Source organism: Pseudoalteromonas sp. S2893 (assembly GCF_005887105.1).
GTDB classification, from domain to species: Bacteria; Pseudomonadota; Gammaproteobacteria; order Enterobacterales; family Alteromonadaceae; genus Pseudoalteromonas; species Pseudoalteromonas atlantica.
This window is the reverse complement of sequence record NZ_PNCY01000050.1, coordinates 1-17,497: the sequence shown is the minus strand read 5'-3', so window position 1 is coordinate 17,497 and position 17,497 is coordinate 1. Positions and strand designations below refer to the sequence as shown.

Genomic DNA, 17,497 nt, shown 5'->3' with positions numbered 1-17,497 from the left:
AGTGGTGGGCGCAGGAGGATTCGAACCTCCGACCGCCTGGTTCGTAGCCAGGTACTCTATCCAGCTGAGCTATGCGCCCAATCTTTACTTTACAAGACTGCCATTAAAAGAAATGGTGGAGAAGGAGGGATTCGAACCCTCGATAGAGCTACAAACTCTATACTCCCTTAGCAGGGGAGCTCCTTCGGCCACTCGGACACCTCTCCGTCTTGTGGGGCGTATAATAAAGATTTCAGAAAATATGTCAAACACTTTTATGCCAAAAATGACTATCTGGTTACAGAACGCACATAAGTCAGCTTTAATTGTATAATTGGTTTGAAAAGTAAACGATTTAAATATTTTTGTCTTGTGGATTAACGCCCATTAAAGGCACTAAATCATCTTTGAGCTGCGCTAAATATTGCTCTTGGTAACCTAATTGCTGAAATTCAGCAATACAGGCTCGGTAATAAGCTTGTCGCTTTTGCTCTGTGGTGTCAGTTTCTGGCGATTCTTCAACTCGGTTGTCTTTCATATTATATTCTAAGTCCATTTGAGAATTCATATTTAGAGTGCTATTTTAACCCAGCTCAAAATTTTGGCGTATTTTAGCTAAGTTTTTTACATAAATACAACATAATGTTTAAAAAACAGTCATAAAATTACGTTATAGCACCGTTATTAAGGTTATTTAAAACAAGGCTACATTAAATAACCCAATCTGAATTAACTATTAATAAGTACTAATAACTAGCTTTAAAATTTAGTTTAGTACTAATTAATTAAAAAGCGAACAATCTTATCCTCTCTTTCGTCTGTTTTTATAAAGCAATTTACTCTCCAACTTTTTCTGCATTGGCGCTTATTTTTATACTCACACAAAAACGCCGCTAAAATTTAGCGGCGTTTATCGCATTTATTTTGTTAAAGCTTAGACAGCTTGTGGGCGCATATGCGGGAACAAAATAACATCTTTAATGGTTGGTGAATCAGTAAATAACATTACTAAGCGGTCAATACCAATACCTTCACCGGCAGTAGGCGGTAAGCCGTACTCTAGTGCGCGTATGTAGTCTTCATCGTAATGCATTGCTTCATCATCACCGGCGTCTTTTTCTTCAACTTGGCGAGTAAAGCGCTCTGCTTGATCTTGTGCATCGTTAAGCTCCGAGAAGCCATTTGCAAGCTCACGTCCGCCAACAAAAAACTCAAAGCGGTCGGTAACAAATGGGTTTTCGTCGTTACGGCGCGCAAGTGGCGATACTTCCCACGGGTAGCCTGTAATAAATGTAGGTTGGATAAGCATGTGCTCAGCCGTCTCTTCAAATATTTCACATAAAAACTTACCAGGGCCCCATACACAATTTTCAGGAATTTTAACGTGCACTTGTTTAGCGTACGCTTTTAGTTCTTCAAAGTGGTTTTCTGGGTCATTAAATACCGCAGCATCAAACTCAGGGTTATATTTTAAGATAGCATCAGCCATGCTTAGGCGCTCAAACGGTTGGCCAAAGTCGTACTCTACTGAGTCGATAACTTCGCCGTTTTCATCTTTAGTGGTATTAACTACAATTGGGCTACCTAAAACGTTAGTTGCAACTGTACGTAGCATGTCTTCGGTAATGTTCATCAGATCGATGTAATCAGCGTAGGCTTGGTAAAATTCAATCATAGTGAATTCTGGGTTGTGGCGCGTTGATAACCCTTCGTTACGGAAGTTACGGTTAATTTCAAATACGCGGTCAAAACCACCTACTACTAAACGCTTAAGGTAAAGCTCAGGTGCTATACGTAAGTACATGTCTATATCAAGTGCGTTATGGTGAGTCACAAATGGACGCGCAGACGCACCGCCAGGAATAACCTGTAGCATTGGCGTTTCTACTTCCATAAAGTCGCGCTCTGCTAAAAAGCGACGAATACCTTCAACTACTTGTGAGCGAATGCGGAATGTTTCGCGCGTTGCTTCGTTAGTAATTAAATCAACATAACGTTGACGGTACTTGGTTTCTTGATCTGATAAACCATGAAACTTCTCTGGTAATGGGCGTAGTGACTTAGTAAGTAGTTCGTACTCGGTCATTTCTACGTATAAATCGCCTTTACCTGATTTATTAAGCGCACCTTTAACACCAATAATATCGCCAATATCTAGTTGGCCATATTTTGCTTTTAAGTCTTTTTGCACATCTTTAGATGCGTAAGCTTGTACACGGCCTTTCATGTCTTGAATGGCCATAAAAGGACCACGCTTAGCTAAAATACGGCCAGCAATTGATACAACGTGCTTAAGCTCTACTAATTCTTCTTTACTCTTATCACCAAACTCAGCCTGTAAATCAGCCGTGTAATGTTCACGACGGAACTGATTAGGATGACCGTTGGCTGGGCAATTTTCGCGAATAGCGTCTAATTTGCCGCGACGCTCAGCGATTAACTTATTTTCGTCTTGGATTTGATCAGTCATTTTTTAGCTCTTTTTTAGCTTGGTGGTTATAGGCCAGATTTTAGGCTGGCTTCAATAAATTTGTCTAGGTTGCCGTCAAGTACCGATTGCGTATTACGGTTTTCAACGCCAGTTCGTAAATCTTTAATACGTGCATCATCAAGTACGTAAGAACGAATTTGACTTCCCCAGCCAATATCCGACTTTGCGTCTTCTTGCGATTGCTTTTCAGCATTTTGCTGCTGAAGTTCAAGCTCAAATAATTTTGCTTTTAACTGCTTCATTGCTTGGGCTTTATTTTTGTGTTGAGATCGCTCGTTTTGACACTGAACAACCGTGTTGGTAGGTACGTGAGTAATACGTACTGCCGATTCGGTGGTATTAACGTGCTGACCACCCGCGCCCGATGCACGGTAAACGTCTATACGTAAGTCAGCCGGATTAATATCAATTTCAATATTGTCATCTACTTCTGGGTAAACAAACGCAGAGGCAAACGAGGTATGACGACGACCACTTGAATCAAATGGGCTTTTACGTACTAAGCGGTGTACACCTGTTTCTGTGCGCAGCCAACCATATGCGTATTCGCCTACAAAGCGCACTGTTGCACCTTTAATACCGGCCACATCGCCATCGGTTGCTTCTACTAGCTCAACTTTAAAGCCTTTCGCTTCGCCCCAGCGTAAGTACATGCGTAATAACATGTTACACCAGTCTTGTGCTTCAGTACCGCCAGAACCCGACTGTAAATCAAGGTAAGCATCGTTTGCATCGTGAGAGCCCGAAAACATACGGCGAAACTCTAAACCCTCAAGCTGTTTATTTAAGCCTTCAAGTTCAGTTTGCGCTTCAACAAACGTGTCTTCATCTTCTGCTTCTACTGCAAGCTCTAATAAACCTTCTACGTCGTCAGCACCTGCTACTAAGTTGTCGATTGTTTCAACAACCGCTTCTAAGGCTGATTTTTCACGACCAAGTGCTTGTGCGCGCTCAGGTTCATTCCATACGGCTGAATCTTCAAGTTCGGCGTTTACTTCTTCTAGGCGCTCTTGTTTGTGAGCGTAGTCAAAGGTACCCCCGAAGCAGTTCAGTACGTTCGCGAATTTCCTTGATTTGATTAATCACAGGATTCACTTCAAACATGTACATTACTCCAAAATGGCTAGATTATTGCGCGCTAAAATTAGCACTAAACGCAATAAATTATCGTCAAATGATAAAAACGCCCGATTTTAACAAAAAACCGCGCGCTTTATTAGCCTTTTATGCATGCATTGTGCATATTTTTTAATGCACTTTTTCAAGCTCGCGGACAATTAATTGCAGGCTAAACTTGCCTCTAAATTCGTTTATGTCGAGCTGATAAGCCACTTTGACATAACGGGCCTCGGTGTCGGGCCATGCTTTTACATCTATTCCAAATGCAATGGCGTCAACTAAGCGCCCAGATTGATGTTTAAGCACCAGTTTTAAGTGTTTTTCGCCTACTATACGCTGCTGAATAACTTCAAAGGTGTGCTCAAATACCGGCTCAGGAAATTGCTGCCCCCATGGGCCTGATTGCTTCAATAGCTGAGCAAAGTCCATTGTAAAGCACTCGTTTGGCAGCTCGCCATCGGTAAATACAATGCAGCGTTTACTTTCTTCGCTTAATTGCGCGCTTACAGCAGCATCAAACGCGTTTTTAAAGTCATTAAAGTTTTGCTCATCAATACTTAGCCCTGCCGCCATGGCGTGGCCGCCAAATTTATTAATTAAGTGCGGGTCGGCGGTATTTAGCCCTTCGAGTAAATCGCGCATGTGTAGCCCTTCAATAGAGCGGCACGAGCCTTTTATTTCACCGTTTTCGCCGCCGGCAAAAATAACGGTTGGGCGGTGGTATTTTTCTTTTAAGCGACCCGCCAAAATACCAATAACACCTTGGTGCCAATCTTCTTGGTATAAACAAATGGCATCGGGAATGTTGTCGTCACTAAACGCGAGCCTATCAAGCACTGCTTGAGCCTCGGCTTGCATGCCCTGCTCTATTTCGCGCCGTGCATGGTTTAAGCTATCTAACTCGCTGGCAATTCGCCTTGCTTGGTTTATATCGGTACTTAATAAGCACGCTATGCCCAAACTCATGTCATCTAGTCGCCCTGCTGCGTTTAAACGCGGGGCCAACGAAAAACCAAAGTCACTGGCGCTTAAACGCGCAGCATTACGATTAGCCACTTCAATAAGCGCAGTAATACCTGGGCGTGTTTTACCGCTGCGAATACGCGCTAACCCTTGGTGTACTAAAGTGCGGTTATTTGCATCAAGCGCGACTACATCGGCCACGGTGCCTAGGGCAACTATATCAAGCAAGTCGGCTAAATTTGGCATAGCATGGCGTTCAAAATAACCTTGCTCTCGTAACGTGCTTCTAAGGGCTATAAGCAAGTAAAAGGCAACGCCGACACCCGCAATTGATTTTGATGGAAAACGGCAATCATGGCGGTTTGGGTTAACAATTGCATCGGCATTAGGGAGCTGCTCCCCTTGCAAGTGGTGATCAGTAACCAGTACTTTAATGCCCACTTTTTTCAGTATGTCTATGCCTGCAATACACGAAATACCGTTATCTACCGTAATGACCAGCTCTGGTTTTATATCAACAATTTGCTCCGCAAGCGCTGGGCTTAAACCATAGCCTAAGCTAAACCTGTCCGGTACAAGGTAGTCTAAGTTATTAAAACCAAACATTGCCAAGCCTTGCATTAAGGTGGCTGTACTGGTTGCGCCATCGGCATCGAAGTCGCCAACAATTAAAATGCGGCTTTGCGCATTCAGCGCATCAATTAATAGCTCGGTGGCTTTGTCGATGTCTTTAAACAGTTTAAAGTCGATTAGCGTGGCTGCACTATTATTTAGCTCGTGTGCATTTTGCACGTTACGCGTGGCATAAATTTGCTTAATAACAGGGTGCAGATCGCTTGGCAGGTAAGAATCGTCTACATTTTCGCGCGCAATGATCAGTTTTTTCATGCTGGTTTTTAACTTATGGTGTTCATAATAAAAAGACAAAAAAAGGCCATAAAGGCCTTTTTAAACCAATTCGCTTAATTAAGTGATCTATTTTGAGGCTGAAAAAACGTGTTGATAGCTAGGCAATAAATTCGCTATTTAGTTGTTCTCGGCTATTGCTCCTGCATTGCTCTACCTTCTGCATCTATGCAGCCGTAAATAAGCATTTTTTAACGCCTCTAGCAACATGTTTAGCCCCGCAAAATGATTAAGTATTATCGCGGATTGGTATTAAACAGGTACTCAGATTTTTAATTAACCTGCTTTGTTAGCCTCAAGCGCTGCACTTAATGCCGCGGCTGGCTGGTAGCCAGGGATCATTGTACCGTCTTCTAAAATAATGGCTGGCGTACCGCTAATACCAAAGCTTTGGCCTAGCTGGTAATGCTCAGCTACTGGTGCGCTACAACCGGCAACTACTTTAGTGTCTTCGCCTGATTTAGCTTCTGTTAGTGCTTCTTGTTGGTCGCGTGCACACCATACATTCATTAAATCGGCGTAGCCCGAACCTTGCAGTCCACCACGCGGAAATGCTAAATAACGAACAGTAATGCCTGCATCAAGCAAGTCGTCTAGTTCGCGGTGTAATTTACGACAATAGCCACAGCTAATATCGGTAAATACCGTAATTTGGTGTTTTTCGTTAGGCGCTTTATAAACAATCATTGAATCTTGGTATTCTTTAATACCTTCAACACGTACACCATTTAACGCTTGCTCGGTTAAGTTGCTGCGGTTGTTTAAATCAATGAGCGTGCCTTGCATTAAAAACTGGCCGTCTGGGCTGGCGTAAAGTACACCTTTATTTGTAATAAGCTCTTTTAAACCGGCAACAGGGCTTGGGTTTATTTGCTTAACTGTTACACCTAACGTGGCAAATTTAGTAACAATAGGATCATTAGCATCTGGCGTTGTGGCTACGCCATTTGCAAATGCACTAATACTTGTGCACAACATTGCACCTGCTAACATTAATTTTTTCATAATTTTCTCTATCTAATAATACGTACTAAATTGACCGCTAAGCTGATATTAAATTTCATATTACGCGCGCGGATGATGCTCTGAGTGTACCGATTTTAATCGCTCATTGGCAACATGGGTATAAATTTGTGTAGTTGATAAGTCGCTGTGCCCTAACATCATCTGCACCACTCTTAAGTCGGCACCATGATTAAGTAAATGTGTTGCAAAGGCATGACGCAATGTATGCGGCGATAAATCAGACTCAATAGACGCCAAAATAGCATAGTGTTTAATACGATGCCAAAAGGTTTGTCGGGTCATACCTACACCGCGTTTTGAAGGAAACACAAAATCGGTGGCGTGTTTTATCATTTGTGCACGCCCCCCTTTTAAAAACTGCTCAAGCCAGTACATGGCTTCTTCGCCTAAAGGTACTAAGCGCTCTTTGTTGCCTTTACCTTTTACAAACACAACCGACTGGCGCAAGTTAATTTGCTCCATACGCAGCCCTACAAGCTCGGTTACACGCAAGCCCGTAGCATAAAGTAGCTCTAGCATGGCTTTATCGCGCAGCCCCATTGGCTCTTCAATATTGGGGGCACTTAATAATGCCTCTACTTCGGCTTCTGAGAGCGTTTTAGGTAACGATTGGCCCGCTTTTGGTTGCGCAATGTTTTCAAGCGGTGAGCTTGCGATACGTTTTTCACGTACAAAATACTGATAAAACCGCTTTAACGCACTTATGCTGCGTGCCGTGCTACGTGGTTTTAACCCTAAATCTACGCGATACGCTAGATAGCTTTCTATATCTAAGCTGGTTACCGTCATTAAGCTTTCGCCTTTTAAAAACTGACAAAACTTATCTAGGTCACTGCGATACGCGCTAAGGGTGTTTTCGCTTACACCTTGCTCTAAGTACAAGCTATCTAAAAAGGTTTCTAGAAAGTCGCTGTTGCTGTTTAGCTCGGTATTTGGTTCAGGTAAATCGTCAGGTAGCGTTGTCACGTTGTGATCTCATGTTGGTAATACCCACGGTAGAAGGTATCAATTAAAAATACCTTACGGTAAACTGCGCCCTATCATAACAGGCAATTACACAGTGATAAATACGATGCAGATTGGTTTATTTTTTGGCTCTACTACATGCTACACAGAGATGGCAGCAGAAAAAATTCGCGACCTTATTGGCGCCGATGTAGTGACCTTACACAATATTAAAGACGAACCACTTAAAAATGCAGAGCAGTACGACTTTATCATCTTTGGTATTTCAACATGGGATTTTGGAGAAATACAAGAAGACTGGGAGTCTAAGTGGGACGACATTAAAGATGTAAACCTAAATGGTAAAACCATTGCTTTATTTGGCATGGGCGACCAACAAGGTTACGGACAATGGTTTCAAGACGCCCTTGGTATGCTTCACGATGAAATAAATACCCAGTCGTTTACGCAAATTGGTTTTTGGCCAAACGATGAAAACTACGAGTTTGAAGCGTCAAAAGCACTTACCCCCGATGGCAAACACTTTGTTGGCCTAGCGCTTGATGAAGACAGCCAATACGAGCTAAGCGATGAGCGCATAGCCAGCTGGGTTGAACAAATAATGACAGAGTATAGCGAAACGCTATAACGAGTTTGGCCTAAACCGTTTAGGCCAATACATTACAAATAACTAAGTTTTTTAGCGCACTTTTTTTCACGTATTTTTGCTTGCCTTTGCAATAGCCAATTAGGTGCAAAGGTATTAATAATACATGCTAGTACAATAAGCGCAGAGCCTATTACTTGCGATAAACTTAATGTTGTATCGTAAAAAATTAGCTGAAATAACAACGCAAATAATAAGTTAGAATAAATAAGCGGTGCTAACTGCGAGTTAGAACTGGCTAATCGGTACGCCTTTCCTCTAAAAAACTGCGTTGCAGCAGTCGAAAACCCAATTAATGCCACCATCAGTAATAAACTATAATTGCTTATATCGATTGCAAAACCTTGGTAAAAGCGCTCACCTTCGCTGGTAAACATTAATACTGGCACCATAAAAATGGCAGCCAGCGTAAAACTCCAACCGTTAATAACCATCATCGGAAGCTTAATTTTACTGGCTCTAAACAAGGTGATTTGCGAGCAGGCATTAAAAATACCAGCCCCTAAACCAATTAATAAGCTCCAGCGCCATTGTATGCCATCGCTATGAATATTTTGAATAATCACACCCGCAAACATCAGCGCCATTGTAGGTAGCAATAACCAATTTAATTTAGTTTTAAAAAGCACCCGTTCTATTAGCGGTATAAATAATGGCCCAGTGCTAAATAAAATAACCGCCTCCACCAGCGTTAAAGTATTTAGCGCCACTAAAAAGCAGTTTTGGCACAGCACTATAAAAATTGCGCGAATAGCAAAGGTTCGCCATGCTGATTTATTAGGTAGCTGCCATTTAATACCTGCCGCCAATGCCAGCATAATAATCGCGGGTAAAAACACCCGTAAAAAAACCACTTCGCTGGTGCTAAAGTAATCGGTAAGCAACTTGGCTATAAAGCTATTTAACGCCAAGGTAAATGTAGAGAGCAGCATAAACACACTAGCACGAGAATTTAACGTCACCGCAGTTATCCTTTGAATAAAAAATGAATGTAAAAAGCAAAATTAAAGGCTTAATTTTTTTAATCTATTTATTATTTTTCAAAAAATTGGCATTGGCTTTTATGGCGCTAATTTTACGTGTACTTTATAAATTTAAAAGCGAATAATATTAAACTAACCTGTAAGTAAAACTTAACTGTTAATAAATAACCTATGATCAAATCTGCGCCGTTAAAATCTCTCTATACGTTTATAGCTGTTGCCGAAACTGGCAGCATGGTGCTCGCGGCTGAGCAGCTAAGTATTAGTCACTCGGCGGTAAGTCAGTCTATTAAAGCGTTAGAGTTACAACTTAATACACCGCTTTTTAATCGCATTGGTCGCCGCGTTGAGCTCAACCCTGTGGGTGAGCGCTATTACAAACGCATAGCCCCGGCCATGGCTGAAATTTTAGCAGCCAGCCAAGAGGCTAGTAGCACAGCGAATGAGCCAACTTATTTAACACTCAATATGGTTAACTCACTAGCACTGCACTGGTGGATCCCTAGGGTGGCTGATTTTCAGCGCATTTCGCCAAACAGTGACATTCGTATTTCTAACTTGGTGGGAGAATTTGATTTAGAGCGCGAAGGGATTGATGCAGCGATTATTCATGGCCAGCCCGATAAGTGGCAAAAATATCACTGTGAAAAACTAGCCGACGATCAGTTAATTTTAGTCTGTAACCCACAACTTTTAGTTGGCTTAAATAAAGATGAGTTAACCGCGCAAAATTTGCTGCAGCGTTTTAAAGCAATCTACGTTACCAACCCACGTAGGCAAAACGATTGGCAAACGTGGTGCGAGGCTAATAATTTAGCGCAGCCTAAGCAGCATAATAACTTAACCTTTAATATTTCAGTGCAAGCAACGCAAGCCGCGATGCGCCAGCTTGGCGTTTTGGTCACCCACAAACAATTTGTACGCGACGATATAAAGCACGGCATGCTCACGCAAATTGGCCAAAGCATTGTAAATCCGCATCAGCAGTTTTATTTTGCAACGAGCCACGCCATGCTTAATCACCCACAGGTAAGCGCATTACGAGCGTGGCTTAAACGCGAGTTTTTAAAAACAGCAAACGAGTAGTGCTACTCCACACGTTGCCAATATTGGTTACGGTAAAAAAAGCCTATATAGCCACGTACTTCCAATGTTTTACCGTCGTTTTGTGGCGTTAGTTGCACGGTATAGGTTTTACCATTTGTAGGGTCAAGTATTTCACCATCGCCCCACACGCCATCATCTTCTGGTTTTACATCAGTGATTATGGTCATTCCTAAAATAGGCTGATTTTTTAATGCCCCATCACACTCTTTACAAATACCGGTTTGTTTAGCTGGGTCTAAAATAGTCTCAACTTTACCACTGAGCACCTTATCATTTTGAGTAATGCGTACATACGATTTAGCCTCGTTGGTGTCTTCATCTATGGTTTTCCAAAGCCCAACAGGAGTCATGTTTGCAAGCGCACCTTGGCTTATAAATAAAGCCGCAGCGAGTGTAGTTAGTAACGGTAATTTGTTTAACTTTTTCATTGTGTTGCCTAAATTAAAAAATGGCGAATAAAACAATAATACCAGCTGATTTATAAACGCACTATTAAATTAAACTGCTATTTAGGTACATATAAAAGTAAAAAACCAAGTGCGCGTTAACCCACTTGGTTTTTAAATTGGCTGATAGTTTTTTAACGTACGCGTTTTAAAGTACGTATTTAAAAGTCACGTACCTCTACACTTGAGCTGTTAAATTCAAACATATTAATTTTGCCACACTGTGCCATATGGTTAGTACTTGTATAGGGGGTATTTGCTTGGCTTATATCGCCTTCCCACTCTTGGCCATTTTTTATAAATGCTTTTAATTCAAACCATCCGTTAACAGCTTTACTGCAATCCATATTAACATCAAGCATCCAATAGTGTTCGCCCCATATATTAAGGGGTGTAACACCAAAGCCATCTACTGTTACCGATTTTTGGGCGCCATATTCACTTGGCCAAACATTTGTAGTCCAATCCATGGCAGTGCCTTGCGCTTCACTGCTTTGGCCTTGTTCAATTCCATACCAATCTAGGTAGTTATCGTTTGCTTTCCAAGGCGTTGTGGTATTGTTTTTTAGATTGTTATGGCGAATTGGCATAGCACATTCAACATTTGTTGTTTGGCAGTTTCTAGCAAGGTTTGTATTTGCATAGGTGTGATCTATACCACCGCGTACAAACATGTCTTGTCCGCTTTGTGTTTGAGCATTAATAAAAATAACGGTTCTTTGCCAGTCGCTATTATTAGGCACTGCCTCTTGGGTTAATTTAGCATTTTTATGAATTGCTATTGCATCCCATGGCGCTACATTTAAATTGATGGTGCCGTTGCTATTAACTGTTATTACTTCACCGCTACAGCTAGTAGCATTACCCAAAAGCTCGCCTTTTAACACATTGCAGTACTGTCCAGGCGCCATATCTGTTTGAATTGTTGCATTAAGCGTTGAGTCTTCTTTATTAATTGCCATATGACCTGAGCTACCACGTCCAAATGCAATCTGGTTATGGGTGTTATCCCACCAATTTGTTACTACCCAGTTGTCGGCTGTGTTATTTCTAAAATCGACACCACCCGCAATATAAGACCAACGATGCTCACACTTCCAGTTACTTGCAAAACATTCTAAATTACCATTATTGTGCACCGGTACACTTGGCCCACCCGCATCTGTATCGCCGTGAAAATCATAACTCGACATTACTTTTGGATACCCATACGGATACGCCAACATAAATACGTTGGCTAGGTCGTATAAACGGCCATCTTCAAAGGTAATTACATTACCTGCACCACCATGGCCGCGCTGATTGTCGTGGTTATCTACAAATACCACAGCTGATGAACTTGGCATAAAGCCCCAGCCTTCACCAAAATTACTTAACCATGCAAGCGAGCCATTTCTAAAGGTATTACCAAGCTGCGTACTGTATTTAAACTCGGTAACTAGCCCTGTACTTAAATACTCTGAGGCAGCAACTGCTTCAGTACCTTGATCTATCACCTCATGAAACACCACTGGCGAGCCATTTATTTTTGCCATTAAACTTTGAATATCACTTGCAGCAACATGCTTAGCAGCATCAAACCTAAAACCTTTAACACCCATAGCTTGAAGATCATTAATATATGCCGCTAATGTATTTTGCACATAATTTGAAGAAGTGTTTAAATCGGCCAGCCCTACTAGCTCACAATTTTGCACGCGATAACGGTTATTACCGTAATCTTCTGGGTTAATAGAGCAACTTTCGTGAAAATCTTGTGGGCTATAAATAGGGTATTGTTTATTACCAAAAGTGTTACCAGCAGTGCCCGTACCACTGCCGGCTGCCATATGGTTTATTAATGTATCAACATATATATCGACGCCTGCGGCGTTACAGCGATTAACCATATCTATAAATTGCGAACGGTTACCGCCTCGGCTTTGTAGTTGGTAGCTCACAGGTTGATAGCGAGTCCACCATTGGCTACCTGTAATATGCTCGTTAGGCGGAGACACCTGTACAGCAGCGTACCCTTTTGGTCCTAAAAACTGCTCACATTCTTGGGCTACATCTTGCCAATTCCATTCAAATAAATGCACAAATGTTGTAGGCGCAGCCGATACTAAACTTGGTAAGGTTAAACCTAAGCTAAGACCTGCAGTGGTGATCATTTTACTGAGTTTCATAGTGTGTGTTTCCAGTGTTGGGCGAGTTAAACAACATACTCGACGTTATTTACAAGTAGTTAACACTAGTTTGAGAGTTGCTCAAATAAAAACTGAATACGTATGCATAATGGGTAAACTATCCTTTATTACTAGATAATTACCTGCCTTAAAACTTACATCTTCAAGTAAAACGCTTTACATAACGCAATATAATCATCGCTGTAGCGGTTGTTGTCATCTTTTATGCATAGGGAGGTAAGCTCAGGCAAAGTGTTTACTAAGCTAAAGCGCATCAAACTGCGGCTAAATGCTTTACTTGGTGTGGTTTTTACTTGGCAATGCGCGTTTAAATAAAGCCCGTTTTGTGTTGCCAATTCAACGAATAAGCCCGCCTCTGTGGTGGGTAAAATTACGTTAAAGCACGAATGCTCATGACTTAAACGCATATAGGCATGTATTAGTTCGTCAAAACTTAAACCATCGGTATGGCGTGCGGTGTTACGGGCATCGCTTAGCCCTTTTAAACTGCGGTTAAAATAAGGGGGGTTAGATATCACGACATCAAATGGCGCCGCCTGTTCAAACGCTTGTATAGTGGTGTGCTTTACTGTGATATTTGGCCACGGGCTAGAGGCTATATTTTGCTGCGCTTGCTTGTAAGCAGCTTCATCAATTTCAACAGCGGTTATGCTAAGTGCTGGTTGGCGCTGTTTACACATAAGCGCAAGTAAACCGGTGCCTGTGCCTATATCGAGTAATGTGTGGGCGCCTTTTAAATACGCCCATGCGCCAAGTAAAATGCCGTCGGTTGAGACCTTCATAGCACAGCTATCGTGCTCAACCTTAAATTGTTTAAACGTAAACCCTGACATTTTTTCACCTTTTCATTCACCAACTGGCGTATAGCGCGTATAATTGCAGGTAATTGTCCCTTATTTTAGACACTCTATGCAATTTTCTGAATTTGATCTTGATACTAAACTACTCAACGCCATTGATAAAATGGGCTACGAGACACCAACCAGCATTCAACAACAAGCTATTCCTGAAGCGCTGCAAGGTCGCGATATTTTAGCATCAGCACCTACTGGCACAGGTAAAACGGCGGCATTTTTAATTCCGGCTATTCAATACTTAATGGATTTTCCGCGTCGCGACCCAGGTTTTGCACGTGTGTTAATAATGACCCCAACCCGTGAACTGGCTTATCAAATTCATGAGCAATGTGAACTGCTTGCTAAAAGCACCCACCTTAAAATTGGTGTAGTAACAGGTGGTATAAACTACGGCACCCATAAAGAAATTTTTGAAAACAATAACGATATTTTAATCGCCACACCAGGGCGTTTAATGGAATACCTTGAAACCGAAAATTTCCATGCTGAAAACGTAGAAATGCTTATTCTTGATGAAGCCGACCGCATGTTAGACATGGGCTTTAGAAAAGAAATGCTGCGCATATGTGACGAAGCTAAAAACCGTCGTCAGTGCTTTTTATTCTCTGCGACGTTAGAAGGCGATAGCGTTGAGTTATTTGCAGAGCGTATTTTAAACGACCCAGCTTTACTTGAAGCCGAATCGTCACGCAAAGAAAAAGCAAAAATTCATCAATGGGTTCACCTTGCTGATGATTACCACCACAAGCTTGAGCTGTTGGTTAATACCCTAAACGGCCCAGATGTAAGTAAAGCCATTGTGTTTGTAAAAACCCGTGAGCGCCTAGAAACGCTAATTGGTGAGCTAACTAACAATGGCGTAAAAGCCGCGTGGCTGCGTGGCGAAATGCCGCAAGATAAGCGCATGAAAGCGATGGAAAATTTCCACAGTGGCAAAACGCGCATATTAATAGCAACCGATGTTGCGGCCCGCGGTATTGATGTTTCTGACATTAGCCACGTAATTAACTTTGATATGCCGCGCACTGCCGATGTCTATGTACACCGTATTGGCCGTACTGGCCGTGCAGGTAAAAAAGGGATTGCTATATCATTAGTTGAAGCGCACGACATTGGCATTTTATACAAGGTTGAGCGATACACAGAGCAAAAACTTAAGCGCCGCATAATTAAAGGGCTTGAGCCACAGCATAAAGAAGCTAAGCCACCCGCTAAAAAGCGTAAAGATCCGGTAAAAATGAAAGCTAAGAAAAAAGCCAAAGCTAAAATTAAAAAGAAATAGCACACCATAAATAAACAAGCCGGCAGTTGCCGGCTTTTTTGTACCCGTTACAAATGTAACCCAAGCATGTAACTCATTCCCATTAAAATGTAATTATTGCCCACCTGAATTCTCACTTAATAAAATAACCTTGTATTTCAACAAATTAAAACTGGCATCGAAATTGTAACTGAGAAAGTAACTCAGCTAAGAATAGCTGCACGATTAACCGTAATGTAAGGATGAAGTTATGAACCGCTTTAAGTTAACTATCGCTTTAGTATCATTTTGTTGTTTATTTTTATTAGCTTGCGCTACAAAAGTAAGTGCAGCAACTAACTTAGCCGTAGTAAGCAGTGTGGCTACTCAACCTAACTTACAACAAACAATCACCAATACGTTACGCACTAACCCAAACTTAGCATTAAGCGATATTCGCGTGCAGGTTGAAGACGGTGAAGTTGACCTATACGGTGAAGCGCAAACAGGTTTTCAGCGTGCACTTGCGCAAAAGTTTTTAGAAAATATGGATGGCGTTAAAATTATCCGTAATAAAATTAGTGTTATCTGATACCGCATTACAATATTTGTTTATATAACTTATTCCTCTGCGTGGCTTGTTTCTCCAACACAAGCCGCGCTTTTTTATGCTTAACAGCACACTTTAGTATCTAAACTTCTAGCTTTAGCTCCCCTATTAAAAATAGAGCAAACACTTAGCCGCCCTTTCCCACTCTTTTAAATTAGTGACTTACTACAGTTTTGATAAAAGAATGCTATAACAAGGCTGTAAAGTTCATATAATCAGCGCATTTTTAATACCGTTGGCAACCTATTACTACTCACTAATTAACCACACCATAAATAACAGTTAATAATATATGACTTAATGCATGCAAATGCCCCATCACTTACACAAGGAAGCTAATACATGAAACGATTTATTCACTACTGTTAATCCCTCTTATTGGCCATGCAGAGGAAGGTACTTTTGGCTTTGCTGCAGATGTGTCTGTATCCGGCTTTTTAGCCCAGAAATTAGTGAAATAGATATTATAAAAGTCTATGCTGATTTGGCAGGATTAAAAGTAGGCGACAAAGTAATAGAGCTAGATAGCTGCACTATTCCAGCCTGCCTGCTGAGGTTACAAAAAAATCGATGACAAAAAACAGTGGTGAAACGCTTTTACTACTAATCAAAAATTCGATGGCAGCGAAAAGCAAATAAGTATTAACTTAAAATAAATTTATTAAAAGTATAGTTAAATTTAACCCGACTTAGCGCTTTGAAATTACTAGCAGCGCACTTTTTATGTAAAAATGCGCTGCTAGTGGGTAACTATTACTGGGCTAGTTTAAACCAGTATTAGTCGCTCATTCGCTTTGATTTGAACCCGTATTACTCCCGCCTTGTTGTTTAGGTGACTGTTGGTTTATTTTATCGCTTATCATGGCATCGAGCTTTTCACCGCCTTTAATGCCAAAATCTAACGTACGTATTGGGAATGGAATACTTATATCTGCAGCATCAAGCGCTTGTTTAACAGCGACTACGCCTTTATGGCGTACTGTCATAAAGTCTGGCTCGCCTGGGTATTTTATCCAAAACCACACCAGTAAATTAATACTACTGTCGCCAAAACCTTCTGCGTACACAGCGGTTTCTTCTTTACGTATTACAAAGTCAAACTCGTTAATTTTATCAACGATAACTTCTTTGGCTTTTTCAATGTCGTCGCCGTATGAAATACCCACCGGTACCTCTATGCGCCTAACGCCTAACGTGGTGTAATTTTTTAACACATTTCTAAATAATACCTTGTTAGGTACCAGTATTAACTGCCCGTAAAAGCTCTCTATTAGCGTGTTACGCAGGTTTATAGAATGTACCGAGCCAAATACATCGTCGGTTTCAATTACATCACCCGCTTTAAATGGCTTGCGTATTCCCATAGCAATACCGGCAATTAAGTTCTCGGTCATGTCTTGAAAAGCAAAGCCAATGGCTAAACCCACAATACCCGCACCCGCTAGTAACGATGTGACTGTGCCTTTTAACCCCATAAAATCTAAAGCGATAAATAGGCCCACACATAACACAATAACCTTAAAAATAGACGCCATTAAATCAGCAATTTGCTTAGAGTCGAGTGAGCGCCTTAATAGGTTTTTCATTAGCTGGCCGGCAAAGCGCGCTATTATTGAAAATACAATGGCTATCACCACTGCCACAATAAAGTTTGGGATGTGGCTTATTACTACATCAAACCACCCTCCGAGTTTTTCTTCGATGAGTTTTTCGGCTTCGGCTACTGAAGGTATGCTGATCATATTTTTACACCTATCTATTTTTTATCTCATTAATAGTAGGTGAAGTTAGCAAGTTTAGCGCCAGCATAAAAAAAGCCATGCAATGCATGGCTTTTTAACTCATTGTTTTGTCTTGTCCTGAAATGTGTTTACACATTTTGGACTTATTTTATGAAAACCACTAAAACTAAAGACGTTAAGCGTACTCAGCGAGATTATACATTAGGCTTTAAATAAGCATTTGGAGC

General features: G+C 41.3%; 15 protein-coding genes and 2 tRNA genes. 4 read left to right on the top strand and 13 right to left on the bottom strand.

Annotated elements, in window-relative coordinates; translation table 11 throughout:
- Positions 1–2: 2 nt before the first annotated feature.
- The 8 genes from CWC04_RS17605 to xerD form a co-directional block, all read right to left on the bottom strand.
- A tRNA-Arg gene (locus CWC04_RS17605) sits at positions 3–79 on the bottom strand.
- Positions 80–113: 34 nt separating this feature from the next.
- A tRNA-Ser gene (locus CWC04_RS17600) sits at positions 114–206 on the bottom strand.
- 128 nt (positions 207–334) lie between these two features.
- Positions 335–517: a hypothetical protein gene (locus tag CWC04_RS17595; protein WP_024031585.1), complete on the bottom strand. Its 183-nt coding sequence runs from the start codon at positions 515–517 to the stop codon at positions 335–337.
- Positions 518–913: 396 nt separating this feature from the next.
- The gene (gene lysS, locus CWC04_RS17590; RefSeq protein WP_138686031.1) at positions 914–2,449 is read right to left on the bottom strand and encodes a lysine--tRNA ligase; all 1,536 of its coding nucleotides are present in this window, start codon (positions 2,447–2,449) and stop codon (positions 914–916) included.
- A gap of 26 nt (positions 2,450–2,475) precedes the next feature.
- A protein-coding gene (gene prfB, locus CWC04_RS17585; protein ID WP_096041210.1) for a peptide chain release factor 2 occupies positions 2,476–3,574 on the bottom strand; the annotation gives its coding sequence in 2 pieces (ribosomal slippage) (positions 2,476–3,498 and positions 3,500–3,574; 1,098 coding nt in all).
- 144 nt (positions 3,575–3,718) lie between these two features.
- On the bottom strand, positions 3,719–5,440 hold the full coding sequence (gene recJ, locus CWC04_RS17580) for a single-stranded-DNA-specific exonuclease RecJ (protein WP_054983767.1): 1,722 nt from the start codon (positions 5,438–5,440) through the stop codon (positions 3,719–3,721).
- A 294-nt stretch (positions 5,441–5,734) separates the two neighbouring features.
- Positions 5,735–6,463 (bottom strand): bifunctional protein-disulfide isomerase/oxidoreductase DsbC, encoded by a 729-nt coding sequence (gene dsbC, locus CWC04_RS17575; RefSeq protein WP_004588004.1) that lies wholly within the window; start codon positions 6,461–6,463, stop codon positions 5,735–5,737.
- 60 nt (positions 6,464–6,523) lie between these two features.
- A complete protein-coding gene (gene xerD, locus CWC04_RS17570; protein ID WP_055254835.1) occupies positions 6,524–7,450 on the bottom strand; it encodes a site-specific tyrosine recombinase XerD in 927 nt (308 codons plus the stop codon).
- 106 nt (positions 7,451–7,556) lie between these two features.
- Here xerD and fldB point away from each other — a divergent pair, with 106 nt between their 5' ends.
- The gene (fldB, locus tag CWC04_RS17565) at positions 7,557–8,078 is read left to right on the top strand and encodes a flavodoxin FldB (protein WP_138686030.1); all 522 of its coding nucleotides are present in this window, start codon (positions 7,557–7,559) and stop codon (positions 8,076–8,078) included.
- Positions 8,079–8,110: 32 nt separating this feature from the next.
- On the opposite strand, the gene CWC04_RS17560 is transcribed toward fldB, so the two are convergent.
- On the bottom strand, positions 8,111–9,058 hold the full coding sequence (locus CWC04_RS17560) for a DMT family transporter (protein ID WP_085065539.1): 948 nt from the start codon (positions 9,056–9,058) through the stop codon (positions 8,111–8,113).
- A 192-nt stretch (positions 9,059–9,250) separates the two neighbouring features.
- Here CWC04_RS17560 and CWC04_RS17555 point away from each other — a divergent pair, with 192 nt between their 5' ends.
- Positions 9,251–10,165, top strand: coding sequence for a LysR substrate-binding domain-containing protein (locus CWC04_RS17555; protein ID WP_138686029.1), 915 nt, complete (start codon positions 9,251–9,253; stop codon positions 10,163–10,165).
- A 2-nt stretch (positions 10,166–10,167) separates the two neighbouring features.
- On the opposite strand, the gene CWC04_RS17550 is transcribed toward CWC04_RS17555, so the two are convergent.
- From CWC04_RS17550 to CWC04_RS17540, 3 genes are all read right to left on the bottom strand, one after another.
- Positions 10,168–10,614: a DUF2147 domain-containing protein gene (locus CWC04_RS17550; protein WP_055254841.1), complete on the bottom strand. Its 447-nt coding sequence runs from the start codon at positions 10,612–10,614 to the stop codon at positions 10,168–10,170.
- Positions 10,615–10,793: 179 nt separating this feature from the next.
- Positions 10,794–12,800: an alpha-amylase gene (locus tag CWC04_RS17545; RefSeq protein WP_138686028.1), complete on the bottom strand. Its 2,007-nt coding sequence runs from the start codon at positions 12,798–12,800 to the stop codon at positions 10,794–10,796.
- 155 nt (positions 12,801–12,955) lie between these two features.
- Positions 12,956–13,654: a tRNA1(Val) (adenine(37)-N6)-methyltransferase gene (locus CWC04_RS17540; protein ID WP_138686027.1), complete on the bottom strand. Its 699-nt coding sequence runs from the start codon at positions 13,652–13,654 to the stop codon at positions 12,956–12,958.
- Between the two features lie 76 nt (positions 13,655–13,730).
- Here CWC04_RS17540 and srmB point away from each other — a divergent pair, with 76 nt between their 5' ends.
- Positions 13,731–14,960, top strand: a complete 1,230-nt coding sequence (gene srmB / locus CWC04_RS17535; protein WP_138686026.1) for an ATP-dependent RNA helicase SrmB — start codon at positions 13,731–13,733, stop codon at positions 14,958–14,960.
- A gap of 229 nt (positions 14,961–15,189) precedes the next feature.
- Complete coding sequence (locus CWC04_RS17530; protein WP_004587996.1) at positions 15,190–15,510, top strand: BON domain-containing protein; 321 nt, start codon at positions 15,190–15,192, stop codon at positions 15,508–15,510.
- Positions 15,511–16,313: 803 nt separating this feature from the next.
- Here CWC04_RS17530 and CWC04_RS17525 read toward each other — a convergent pair.
- Positions 16,314–17,270 (bottom strand): mechanosensitive ion channel family protein, encoded by a 957-nt coding sequence (locus tag CWC04_RS17525; RefSeq protein WP_126005963.1) that lies wholly within the window; start codon positions 17,268–17,270, stop codon positions 16,314–16,316.
- Positions 17,271–17,497: the final 227 nt, after the last annotated feature.